The organism is Paenibacillus sp. J22P90 (assembly GCF_059692195.1).
Genome location: NZ_JCAUAY010000003.1, coordinates 231,445 through 244,059, shown reverse-complemented (window position 1 = coordinate 244,059; position 12,615 = coordinate 231,445). Strand labels below are relative to the sequence as shown.

The 12,615-nt window shown below is 43.1% G+C and carries 8 protein-coding genes; 7 read left to right on the top strand and 1 reads right to left on the bottom strand.

Features of this window, described 5'->3' with window-relative positions:
• Nucleotides 1-2 precede the first annotated feature (2 nt).
• Together AC58UX_RS11425 and AC58UX_RS11420 are read left to right on the top strand one after the other, a co-directional pair.
• Complete coding sequence (locus AC58UX_RS11425; protein WP_497252586.1) at nt 3-1,562, top strand: SWIM zinc finger family protein; 1,560 nt, start codon at nt 3-5, stop codon at nt 1,560-1,562.
• A 20-nt stretch (nt 1,563-1,582) separates the two neighbouring features.
• Nucleotides 1,583-4,624: a DEAD/DEAH box helicase gene (locus AC58UX_RS11420; protein WP_497252584.1), complete on the top strand. Its 3,042-nt coding sequence runs from the start codon at nt 1,583-1,585 to the stop codon at nt 4,622-4,624.
• 39 nt (nt 4,625-4,663) lie between these two features.
• On the opposite strand, the gene AC58UX_RS11415 is transcribed toward AC58UX_RS11420, so the two are convergent.
• The gene (locus AC58UX_RS11415; RefSeq protein WP_497252582.1) at nt 4,664-7,192 is read right to left on the bottom strand and encodes an O-antigen ligase family protein; all 2,529 of its coding nucleotides are present in this window, start codon (nt 7,190-7,192) and stop codon (nt 4,664-4,666) included.
• A gap of 167 nt (nt 7,193-7,359) precedes the next feature.
• Between AC58UX_RS11415 and AC58UX_RS11410 the strand changes: the two genes are divergently transcribed.
• From AC58UX_RS11410 to AC58UX_RS11390, 5 genes are read left to right on the top strand one after another with little or no spacing between them, the layout of a single operon-like run.
• Nucleotides 7,360-8,634: a glycosyltransferase family 4 protein gene (locus AC58UX_RS11410; protein ID WP_497252580.1), complete on the top strand. Its 1,275-nt coding sequence runs from the start codon at nt 7,360-7,362 to the stop codon at nt 8,632-8,634.
• Between the two features lie 24 nt (nt 8,635-8,658).
• On the top strand, nt 8,659-9,741 hold the full coding sequence (locus AC58UX_RS11405) for a mannose-1-phosphate guanylyltransferase (protein ID WP_497252578.1): 1,083 nt from the start codon (nt 8,659-8,661) through the stop codon (nt 9,739-9,741).
• A 26-nt stretch (nt 9,742-9,767) separates the two neighbouring features.
• The gene (gene gmd / locus AC58UX_RS11400) at nt 9,768-10,742 is read left to right on the top strand and encodes a GDP-mannose 4,6-dehydratase (protein WP_497252576.1); all 975 of its coding nucleotides are present in this window, start codon (nt 9,768-9,770) and stop codon (nt 10,740-10,742) included.
• Nucleotides 10,743-10,745: 3 nt separating this feature from the next.
• On the top strand, nt 10,746-11,699 hold the full coding sequence (locus AC58UX_RS11395; RefSeq protein ID WP_497252574.1) for a GDP-mannose 4,6-dehydratase: 954 nt from the start codon (nt 10,746-10,748) through the stop codon (nt 11,697-11,699).
• Nucleotides 11,686-12,615 (top strand): GDP-L-fucose synthase family protein, encoded by a 930-nt coding sequence (locus tag AC58UX_RS11390; RefSeq protein ID WP_497252572.1) that lies wholly within the window; start codon nt 11,686-11,688, stop codon nt 12,613-12,615. Before AC58UX_RS11395 ends, AC58UX_RS11390 begins: the two co-directional genes overlap by 14 nt.

Below are 12,615 nucleotides of genomic sequence, written 5' to 3'. Positions count from 1 at the left end.
ACATGCAAGAGCTAGCAATAGACTGGCCGTTCTGGATTGAACGAATACGACCTAAATTTGATAAAGTAATTATCGCGCGAGGTTGGGCTTATTTCAATGAAGGTGCTGTAAGAGATATTCAAGTGGAAGGCGCCTCGATTATAAAAGCAATGGTGGACGGAACCAAAGGGTACAAGGTTACTTTGGACCTTAAGAGCTTCACAAAGAGTGGCTGCACGTGTCCGTACGGATATAACTGCAAGCATATGGCTGCTGTGCTTTTTGAAGTGGCGAAGCAAGAAGGCTATGATCCGGAGGAGTTTCGCTTTGGCAAGTTGAAGGTGGCGCAGCCTGATCAAAAGAAAAAAACGACGAAGCTGCCAGTGCCGACGGATAGTTGCGAGATGTGGCGAGCTTATTTTCATAAACAGTATGGCCATGCGAAGATTTACAATGCATTTAGTCTCGAGGAAGTATGCCTACGGGCATGGAGAGAGCTGAACAAGCTGGCGGATACGTGGGAACCGACGATTCGAAGTCTGTATGACATCCAGGTGGCGCTATATGTGATACAGCTCTGCGATGCGATGGTGGGATCGAAGGCGATTACGTATGATTTTTATCAAAATACAAGCTATTATGTCAATCGTGTGTTGAAGCATGGACGTGAACAATTGGAAGCAGCACTGGACGTGCTTGATGTCAGTAGGGCATATCAGCAGCACGCAGAGCGTTTACAAGAGTTATCGACCTATTTGGGTGATATTTGTGAGAATGGCGAGGGCTTGTACCTTTATGACTGGCTCGATTTGTATAAGCTGTTGTGGTCACAATTATTTCGGGACCCGGAGATGGTAGCCCAAGAAGCGTCGAGGCTCAGACTAGTGCTTGCCGACCCGGAAGCAAGTGGGCAGGCGCGAAAAGTCGCCCTGCTGGCATCTATCCATTTGGATATAAGTAAAACTGAGGATCAGAATGCCTTTGAACGTGCTGAAACGGGTATGATGGAGATCAAGCCTGATTATTGGTTTAATTATTTGAATGGATTTGTTTTTGAGAGTCAGTGGGATCGTTTATTGACATGGCTGCGTTGGCTGAAACCGAAAATGGCTTGGAAAGATGGCGTATATGCGGATGATTTTTTAAGTTTTTGGCGTTTGGCGGCAGAACAACGGGATGTGGAGAAAGAGCACAGGGATGTGATGATTTCACTTTTACCTGCGAGTTATGATCACTATGCGAAATTTTTACTAGCGAAGAGTGAGTACCAGGAATGGGCAGATCTGTGTCTGCTCTTGGATCTAACGACAGTCCAGATCGATGCAGCCCAGCTAAAACTCGTTGAGAAAGCCAATGTTCAATTCCTTTTGCCGATTTATCATCATGCTATTGAAGCCTTTATACAGGGTAAAAATCGTCCCGATTATATACAAGCTATTAAACTGTTAAAGAAATTAGCCGCTGCTTATAAAAAGCTGAAGCTGACACCTCGTTTCGATGCGTACTTGGGGCAAATCGTGAAGCAATACGCGAAGTATCGTGCTTTTCATGAGGAATTGCGGAGAGGCGGGTTCCTTCTATGATGACCTTGTCACCTATATATATGAGAATGAAGAGGCTGCCATCGGGAAGCTTTGCGCTATATGGAGAAACAGAGGAAGCAAATGAGGTTCCGGGATATATGCTGCGTAAGCTGCTTTTTGCTTGGCATGAACGCTCGTTCTATGGAACGCAGTTGGAAGTGACGCGAATCCCGCATGGAGATGCTATTGTGCTTACTCCTGCTATGGCTTTGGATTATTTGCGTGTCCCGGGAGTGCTGCTTCATAGCCGAATTTATTGGGAAGACGGATTTGTAGAATTGCAAAAAGGAGCAGTCTTTCTTAGCGAGGCGGTTGACACTGGTTGGTATGTACCGTCGTATGAGCTTTGGCGCGAAGGACGAAATGGATGGAAGCTAAGGGTACCAGCGGGGCAGGCGGAGAGGTTTGCAGAGCTTTGCTCGGAGGCGTTTTCGGAAAGTTTTTGGCAGCGATGGTTTAGTCAAATCGTTGAAGAGCTGCTGGTGATGGATTCGGATTTCAGGATGGCCCGAGTGTGGGAGGGCTTGCTTCAAGCCAATAGGCTGCTGCGAGTTAACGAGCCAGGGTTCGACGCTTTGCTGACGGAATCATCTTGGATGCAGGAAGAGGACTGGCTTATGGCCATTGGTTGGACTCATGACGACGATGCACCGTATCGAATCTGTGTTCAGCTTGTTGAACCCTATGCGGAGACGTATGTCGACGGGACGACGACGGCTAAGGATAACGCAGCGGATTGGCGTTTGCGCTTTATTGCCCAGGATCGCAGGGATGCGAACCGATTCGTAGAGTTGAGCACGACTGGTAATGTGTTAGTTGGCGAGATCCCTTTTGCATGGAAGGCTGACATCGTGGATAAGATTGAAGAGCAGGCGAAGCGTGTGTTGAGGATACTGCCGGAGCTTGATAGTGCCTATCAACCAGGCAAAATCATCGAGCAATTATCGGATGATGAGGCATGGACATTTCTAACCGAATCCAGTTTGAAGCTGGTGGCGGCGGGTATTTCTGTCTTTTTGCCCTCATGGTGGGAAGAAATTCAAAAGTTGCATCGTCCTCAATTGAAGGCGAAGATCAAAAGCTCCGTTGGTTCTACACGCAAAGCGATGTTCGGGATGGATCAGATTGTACAGTTTGATTGGCGAGTGGCGCTGGGTGGCGTGGAATTGTCTGAGGAAGAATTTGGGCAAATGGCATTAGAAAAAAAACGTTTGATCTATATCCGCGGCAAATGGGTGCAATTGGACCCTGCGCATTTGGAACAAATTCGTGAAACGATGCGGCAGGTCGAGAGGAAGAAGGGATTATCCTTCCGGGATGTATTGGAAATGCATTTGTTAGAAGATGAGGTAGAGCTCGCGGCAGATGGGGATGAGAAGGGCAAGGTTGTCGGGGTCAAAGTAGAGCTCAATCGTCATTTACGTGATTTGATCAAACAGTTAAGTCAGGCGAAATCCATTCCCCTTGTGGAACATATAGAGGGATTATGTGCGGTGCTGAGGCCTTATCAGGTTCAGGGGGTGTCGTGGCTGCTATTCCTGCGCAGCATGGGGTTGGGCGGATGTCTGGCGGATGATATGGGGCTTGGGAAGACGATTCAGTTTATTGCGTTTTTGTTGAGGGTGAAGGCGGAGAGCGGGGCAGCGTCAAGGGCGAAGTCAGAGTCAGATTCCAGATTAACCAATTCTAAATCAAAACCGTCATTGCTCATCTGTCCGACCTCTGTGCTAGGCAACTGGCAGAAAGAGCTGGCACGATTTGCGCCAACCCTACGAATTCAACTTCACTATGGTGCTCAGCGGGCAAAAGGGGAGGCTTTCGCAGCATCGCTGGGGGATGCTGATTTGGTCATTACGACCTACAATCTCGCGCAGCTCGATGAGGAAGAGTTGTCTAGCGTCACTTGGGACACGCTTTGCTTAGATGAAGCTCAAAATATCAAGAATGCTTATACGAAGCAGTCGCAGGCGATTCGCAAGCTAGAAGCTGGGCAGCGGATTACCTTGACGGGCACGCCGATTGAGAATCGATTGACCGAGTTATGGTCGATTTTTGATTTCGTGAACCCGGGGTACCTCGGGACGTTAACTCATTTTAACCGACAGTATGTCGGGCCGATTGAGAAAAATGGGGATGGTGCAAAGGAACTCACAGCACGTGTTCAGCGTTTGATACGGCCGTTCCTGCTGAGACGACTTAAGAAGGATCCAGCGATTCAGCTGGACTTACCGGATAAATACGAGGGTAAAGCGTATGTCCGCCTCACTCCTGAGCAAGGGGCCTTGTACGAGAATGTCGTGCAGAGCTTGATGGAGAAGATTGAGGGAACGAGTGTAACGGGAGAAACTTTGAAGGGGATCGAAAAGAAGGGCTTGATCCTTACATCGTTGATGAAGTTGAAGCAGATTTGTGATCATCCGGGGTTGTTTTTGAAGGAATTTGGGGGAGCGGGAGCAGGAGCGAGAGAGGGGCGCGGCGCACTCGCCGCCGCGGAGATGAGGGCACGCTCAGCGAAGCTGGAGCGGCTGGTTGAAATGATTGACGAACTCAGGAGCGAAGGAGGCAGCTGCCTCATCTTCACCCAGTTCGTCGAGATGGGCCGGCTGCTGCAGGCTACGCTTGCGCAGGCGTTGGGTGAGCCCGTGCAGTTCTTGCACGGGGGGATTCCTGCAGTGAAGCGCGATGCGATGATCGCGCGCTTCCAGGACGATGCGCTCCCTGCGGAGGAGCGCTGCCACATCTTCATCCTCTCGCTGAAAGCAGGAGGAACGGGGTTGAACCTGACAGCGGCGAATCACGTGTTTCACTACGACCGCTGGTGGAATCCGGCCGTGGAGAATCAGGCAACGGATCGGGCTTTCCGCATCGGGCAAACGCGCAACGTGCAGGTGCACAAGTTTGTTACGCTCGGCACGCTCGAAGAGCGAATCGACGAGATGATCGAGCGTAAGCAAGGCCTCAGTGACCAAATCGTCGGCACCGGCGAGAACTGGGTCACGGAGATGTCGACAAGCGAGCTGCGCGAGCTTTTTGCCTTGAGAAGAGAGTGGATTGAGAAATAGGAATGTAAAAAAAGCGCCACATCGCTGTGGCGCCTTTCTTTATTTTGCTGGAAAAACTGTTGCCACAATCGCATCAACATTTTGCTTCTCAGCTGGATCTTTTGCGATTAGCTTGTTCATCAAAGCTTGATCTGGGGTGCCTTGCTTCTGCAATACAGCCAGATACCAGCGAATAAGCAGGCGGTTTACGGGGTCATCCATATTTTCGGTCACATACGGTTGAATCTGTGCAGCTGCACCTTTGTAGTCGCCACGCATGTAACTAATTTGGCCAATGTTCAGTGCCATCGAAGGCGTTACTGCAAACTCACGACCTTGCGCTTGTTCTTTAGGCAAGCTCTTCAATGTATCAATGCGAGCGAGCACATCTTTATACGTGAGTAGAGCATTGTCCAATCTTGTATTGAACTCTTGCGTGTTGCCTTTCGCATTTGCTTGGCTCGCAAGCTCGATGTTCAGTGAGATGCTCTTTTCATACATATCCATATACCAAGGGTAGTTTGGAATTTGTGCATTCGACCATTCTAAGGCTTGTTGTTGCTGGCCTTTCATGAGAAGCATGTTTAGTTGCTGCATGGCAACGATCCGGTTATGTGGTTCTTTTTTCAAAAGTTGACTCATGAGATCCTGGGCTTGATTAAAGAAAGGCTCACTCTTCTTAGGATCATTCGGATTTTCCTTTTGTGTTTGATTGTACACACTAAGGAGAATGCCAATGCGACTGACCTGTCCTGTCAACAAGTAATCCGGATGAGCAGGATGCATGGAAATTGCTTTGTCGAGCGGTGTCACGATCTGATTGTAATCTTTGCTCGTTTTTACAACTTCAACAGCTTGCTTGTAGGAACCATTAGCAGAAAGCAGGCCCGCTGATATAAAGAACATTACAAGAGATAAAACCGCGATACTTGCAGGGAAAATCTTGTGGATCACAGCAGATTTCGATTTCAGTTGCAGCTCACTGGAGGAGCTGTTGCTCAGCATACCGCCAAGAGCGAGGAATAAAATCGCGCCCAAGTACACGTAGCTCAAATCAAAGTCGATCATACTGTGGACCAAAAGAGATATCATGATAATGAAAAATAAGAAATGCTGGTCTCGTTTTTCCTGTGAACTCTTGATATAGCTTCGAATATAGAACCAACAAACGGCAATTACGAAGCCAATAAAAGCTAGGAAGCCCAGCGCGCCAGCCTCAACCAAATATTGAAGGGCAAAGTTATGCGCCTGGCGACTTGTATAAGGATTGCTCTGATATTTCTCATAAAGGGAAGCCCAAGCTCCGCCACCAGCACCAATGATAGGATAGTCCGTCCAAAGCTTCACAGCATCTTTATAAAACGTTCCACGCTCCAAAACACTGTGCTGCTGGAAGTTAATATTTTCAACGCGCGTTTTCACGTTTTCGGGAAGAATGTTTTTAAATCCAGTGTCACTTAGAATAAGAATGGCACCAACCACCCCAATGACGACAGCCGCAATAGGAAGGATAAAAGTCGCATATTTCTTAGCATCAAAACGTGCCGTTATGCGCTCCAACCAAGGCTCTCCAAAGCGTTGAATAGCGACAGAAAGACCAGCGAAAACTAGGGAAGCTAATAGTAAGATCCACCAGCCGTGCCAAGATTCTGAAGCGCTAGGTTGTTTTTGTAGTCCAATACCAATATTCGTTACCTTTTCTAAAATAATAAGGGAAGTCCCGAACGCCAGTCCGATTTGGACGAGGGCTAAGATCTGTCGACTCATTTTGAAGAAGAACATCATAATTAGGAATACGACAGGGATGACCACGATCGCTCCGCGAGATAGCGTTAACCAGAATGAAACAATTGTCGGTATCAGTAAGAACGCGTTTATGAGAACTACATACCATTTCCGTGATTTACTAATGAAGAAAATGGAGCTAAGTGTTAAGGTTATTAAAAAGGCAGCATACGTGTTGGCATATTGGAAAACCGATGTTAACCGCAGACCATTTGAGTCCGTCATGACGGCATCACGGTACAGGTTCGCATTCGTTCCATCCATTAGTGCAAACCATCCGACTAGGTGTCCAGCGAAGGTTTTGTTGCCTAACCAGTACAAAAGTCCAAATAAAACGAGGAAATATCCCGATATCATGAATAAACGGGCAACAATCGACACACCGAGCTTGTTTTTTGTCAAAAATACACCTAAAATGAAGAAAGTTGCATACAGCATTTGGATGTAAACCATATTTGTTGCCAAATAATGCGAAGCCGCATTCGACAAAGAAATAACGTAAGTAAGAGGCATCATGAAGACCAGAATGGTAAGGAGATCTTTCTTTTCTTGAAGCTTAAAAACAAAAAATGCAAGGATCGCAACTAGCAACAGGATGATGGAGGACCACACAGAAGCAGAGTAAATACTTCTCTCAAACTCCGATGTACCGCCATTAAACAGCGCCCTTTGAAAAGGTGCCCAGAACATGAATAAGCCCGTAAATACGGCTAATATCCAAAAGATGATAGAGCTCTTATCAGTTGTTATCGTTCCATTCGATTTTGCACGCGAAGCCGCGTAGGCATTCTTACTTGCACTCATTCCAGATAGTCTCCTTCTTCGCTAAAGTTCGACTTTATTTTAGCATACTGGAAGAGGGTTTCCAAATGGATATTTTAATTGAGAGAATATACCAAGGAAACTTTTTCGGACATTTGATAGACAAAAATAGAAGTAAATTGATAGACTTTTGGTGGTGAATAATTGAATTGAAAAAAGCTATATTTAAGTTACTTTATAAATCAGCTGTCTATGGAAAAAGGCACTTAAATCCACTGCTTTCTTCTAGGTTGAAGAAGTTCGTTAAGAAAAATTTACTATCCAGAGCGTATCCACTAGATGATATCTCTTTAAATAAGCAGGACAATAGTCGCTCTATTGGGACTCAGACTGGAATAAATTTAATTGGCTATTCAAGGGCAGAAATGGGGATTGGAGAATCCTGTCGAATCGCCGCTAAAAGTTTAACAGCTGTAAACCATCAATTCGGAATTATTAATTTTGAAGGAACTAACTCATCTCGGATGGGCGATCTTACTTGGAAACATAAAGAAATACAAGAACCTCTTTATAATGTTAACATCTTTCATATAAATGCCGAGCAAATGATGGAAGTATATTCAAATAAGGGAAACGAAATATTTCAGAATAGATATAATATTGGTTATTGGCACTGGGAATTGCCTGATTTTCCAGATGAGTGGGTGGAAAACTTCCGGTTTGTTCATGAAGTTTGGGTACCTTCTAACTTCGTTCTTGATTCAATTTCTATGAAGAGCCCTGTACCCGTCGTGAAAATACCACACAGTATTGAAGTTATTATAGAAGAAGAACGTTCTAGGCAATATTTTGCTCTCCCAGAAGATCCTTTCTTATTCTTGTCCATGTATGATGCCCATAGCTATCAAGATCGCAAAAACCCGGAAGCTGCGATTCACGCATTTAAAAAAGCTTTTTCACCTGAAGATGTAAGTGTTGGATTAGTGTTAAAGGTGAACAACTCCAAATCAACACCCGATGAAATGAAACGATTAGAGAAATTGATTCATGGATATCCCAATATTTATCTGATAAAAGAAACTTATCATCGCAGTGATGTTAATGCACTTTTAGCTGTAATTGACTGTTTTGTGTCCTTACATCGTTCAGAAGGCTTTGGACTTGGACTAGCTGAGGCTATGTATCTAGGGAAAGCAGTTATAGGCACGAATTGGTCATCCAATATCGATTTTATGAAGCATGATAATTCCTGTCTGGTTGACTATGAGTTGATTCAATTAGGGAAAGACTTTGGCCCTTATCAGGCATATCAATACTGGGCTGACCCTAATGTCGATCATGCAGCATCCTATATGGAAAAGCTCGTAAATGATCATGATTTTTATAGCAGGATTGCTCGAAATGGAGAAATGACGATCAAAGAGCAGTTTTCACCTAAAGCAATAGGTTCATTAATTCAAAAGAGATTGAAATATATCACTTAAGACATAAATCACGGAGGTAACCATATGAGAACGATTACTTCTGTAATCATGGCTGGTGGTAAAGGGGAACGATTCTGGCCCAAAAGCAGGACAAACCTTCCTAAACAGTTTTTGAATATCTCTGGAAACAAGTCGATGATTCAACAGACGGTTGGGAGACTTGAATCCCTTATAGATATTAGTCAAATATTCATTGTCACAAATGAACTTTATGCTGAGCTGATAAGAGGGCAAATTCCGCATTTACCAGCAGAGAATATCATTATTGAGCCAGTGGGTAGAAATACAGCGCCATGTGTAGGCTTAGCTTCCATTATTATTGAAGAGAAGTTTCCTGATAGTACAATGATTGTTTTACCCTCGGATCATATCATTGAGAATGAAGAAGGCTTTATGGAGATTTTGAAAGCGGCTGTACAAGTGGCTGAAACTGACAACAATCTTGTAACTTTAGGAATTACGCCTACATACGCGGAAACGGGTTATGGGTATATTGAGAGTACAAGGGAGCTGCAGGTAGTAGATAAGCTTGATGTTTATAAGGTAAATCGATTTGTTGAGAAGCCGGATGTTAACACTGCAGAAGCCTATCTGAAGTCAGGTAATTTTTATTGGAACAGCGGGATATTTATTTGGAAAATTTCTACGATTCGGCATTACTTTCAGAGGTTGTTGCCACAACTTCATGATATATTAGAAACTATGAAGCAAGGTTTCCATTTGAGTAGCCGTGAAGAGATCATTAAATCTGAATTTGCTAAAATGCCAGATCAGTCGATTGATTATGGGATTATGGAAAAGGCAGAAAACATCTATGTCATTCCGTGTACGCTTGGATGGGATGATGTTGGAAGCTGGACTGCTTTGGATCGAATTAATGATCGTGATGATGATGGCAATGTTATACGTGGTAATATACTTAATATCGATACCAAACGTTGCATAATCGAGAGTAACAACGGCAAATTAATAGCAACACTGGGGATTGAAGATCTCATTGTTGTTGATACAGATGATGTAACGTTAATTTGTACGAAAGATAAAGCACAAGAAGTAAAGCTGCTTTTAAAAGAGTTAAGGACACAGAAATTAGATCATTACTTATAAATCAATGCTTAGGAGAGATAATAATAATGTCACAGAAAAGAGCTTTAATTACTGGGATTACAGGACAAGATGGATCTTACTTAGCTGAGTTACTGCTTTCTAAAGGTTACAAAGTATATGGACTTAAAAGAAGAACAAGTTCTCCAATTTTGGATAATATTATACATATTGTAAATGAAATTGAGTTCATTGATGGCGATTTACAGGATCTTGGATCTTTAATTCAAGCTGTGAAAATTTCGAATCCAGATGAAGTTTACAACCTTGCTGCACAATCTTTTGTAGGAACTTCATGGGCTCAACCGGTTTTAACAGGTCAATCCACAGCTATCGGGGTAACCAATATGCTGGAAGCCGTTCGTTTGGTTAAGCCTGATGCTCGTTTCTATCAAGCGTCCAGCAGTGAAATGTTCGGAAAAGTGGTTGAAACCCCGCAAGTTGAAACAACGCCATTTTATCCGCGGAGCCCTTATGGAGTAGCTAAAGTATACGGCCACTGGATCACGGTTAACTATAGAGAGAGCTACGATATGTTTGCATGTTCAGGGATCTTGTTCAATCATGAATCACCGCGCAGGGGCATTGAATTTGTGACCAGAAAAGTAACAGACGCGGTAGCTCGCATTAAACTTGGGCTGCAAAATGAGCTTAGAATGGGAAATCTTGACTCCAAACGTGACTGGGGTTTTGCAGGCGATTATGTACAAGCAATGTGGCTAATGTTGCAACAAGATACACCTGATGATTTTGTTATTTCAACTGGAGAGACTCACACGGTTGAAGAACTTGTGGAGATTGCTTTTACTCACGCTGGTTTAAACTGGAGAGATTATGTTGTGATTGATCCGAAGTTTGTTCGTCCTGCTGAAGTGGACCTTTTGCTTGGAGATTGCACGAAAGCGAAAGAGACACTGGGTTGGAAGTTAGAGGTTGGGTTTGAGCAGTTAGTGAAAATGATGGTTGATAGTGATCTCGAGAGAGTGCGAAAAGAAATACGATAAGGTGTGATTTTTCTGAAAGCACTAATTACGGGAGCAAGCGGTTTTGTTGGGACCGTGTTGTCTCAATCAATGATGAAACAAAATATGGAAGTTTTAGGGATAGCTAGATCGGAAGCATTTTATAATAATCGTAAGAACGATGATTTCAAATGTGATATTCTGGATAAAGCTAAATTAAAGGGAATATTAACATCCTACAGACCCGACTACATTGTTCATCTTGCAGGCCCAGCCTTTATACCTGATTCATTTATTAATCCATTAAAGACATATGAAATTATTTTTAATGGGACATTAAACTTACTTGAGTGTGTAAAAGAATTAGAATTAAACTCAAAAATTTTATATGTTAGTTCGGCTGATGTGTATGGAGGAAATAACAATAGCGTGTTGGTTGAGACTGAACACTATGATCCTAAAAGTCCTTATTCAGCAGCTAAAGCTTGTTCCGAACTGTTATGTAGACAATTTACAAATTCATATGGTTTAAATACCGTAATTGCACGTCCTTTCAATCATACAGGTCCAGGGCAATCAATAGACTTTGTTTGCTCGAGTTTTGCTCACCAAGTAGCAACCATGGCAGGGCAAAATGAAAAAATACTACGTACAGGAAACATTGATGTTAAAAGAGATTTTCTTGATGTTAGAGATGTTGTGGAAGCTTATATCCGGTTATTAAAGTTTGGAGTTAATGGGGAAACATACAATGTTAGCTCTGGTAAAGCAATTTCCTTAAGAGATATAATTGAAATATTGTTCAGAGAAGCAAATATCAATAGGTATGAAATTTATGTTGATCCCCAAAAAGTAAGGAATAATGATATTCCGGTCAGAGTGGGAGAAAGCAGTAAACTTAGACAATTAACTGGTTGGCTTCCTCAATATAATATTGAACAAACTTTAGCTGACATTTTCCATTATTGGAAGGAGAAAAGCCTGCATGTTGACAGATAAAAGAATTGTAGTGACAGGTGGTGCTGGTTTTTTAGGTCACCATGTTGTAGAAAAACTAAAGGAAAAAGGTTATAAACATATATTTGTTCCAAGAAGCAAGGATTATAATTTAATAACAGAAGCTGGTATTACTAAAATGTTTCATGATATGAAACCTGATTATATTATTCACCTTGCAGCAGTTGTTGGTGGAATTGGTGCTAACAGAGAAAATCCAGGTAAATACTTCTATGATAATTTGATGATGGGTACTCAATTAATTGAGCAATCGAGAGTCTTTGGCGTGCAGAAATTTGTCGCGATTGGTACAATTTGTGCATATCCAAAGTACACACCCGTACCATTCTCTGAACAGGATCTGTGGTTGGGTTATCCTGAAGAAACTAATGCGCCATACGGATTGGCTAAAAAAATGATGCTAGTCCAGTCCCAAGCGTACAGAGAGCAATACAATTTCAATTCAGTTTACCTTTTACCTGTGAATCTTTATGGTCCTAGAGATAACTTTGATCCTAATACATCCCATGTTATTCCTGCATTGGTGAAAAAGTGTATCGATGCTATGAAGAATGGTGACAATTCGATCACTGTTTGGGGAACAGGGAATGCTACTAGAGAGTTCCTGTATGTTGAAGACGCTGCAGAAGGGATTGTTGCAGCAATGGAATCTTACAACAAAAGTGATCCGATTAATCTTGGGGCAGGTTACGAAATCTCCATAAAGAACTTAGTAGAAAAGATTGCTGAAATGACTGGATTTACTGGTGAAATAATTTGGGATAGTACTAAACCGGATGGTCAACCTAGGAGAAGCTTAGACACGACTCGGGCTTATGAGGAATTTGGCTTTAAATCGAAAACTGATTTTGATAATGGTTTAAAGAACACAATTGAATGGTATAAAACGAATAGCTAG

Bases quoted from the DNA above. Each gene is read 5' to 3' on its own strand.
- AC58UX_RS11425 (WP_497252586.1), top strand. From the start codon at position 3: ATGCAAGAGCTAGCAATAGACTGGCCGTTCTGGATTGAACGAATACGA.
- AC58UX_RS11420 (WP_497252584.1), top strand. From the start codon at position 1,583: ATGAGAATGAAGAGGCTGCCATCGGGAAGCTTTGCGCTATATGGAGAA.
- AC58UX_RS11415 (WP_497252582.1), bottom strand. From the start codon at position 7,192: ATGAGTGCAAGTAAGAATGCCTACGCGGCTTCGCGTGCAAAATCGAAT.
- AC58UX_RS11405 (WP_497252578.1), top strand. From the start codon at position 8,659: ATGAGAACGATTACTTCTGTAATCATGGCTGGTGGTAAAGGGGAACGA.
- gmd (WP_497252576.1), top strand. From the start codon at position 9,768: ATGTCACAGAAAAGAGCTTTAATTACTGGGATTACAGGACAAGATGGA.
- AC58UX_RS11390 (WP_497252572.1), top strand. From the start codon at position 11,686: ATGTTGACAGATAAAAGAATTGTAGTGACAGGTGGTGCTGGTTTTTTA.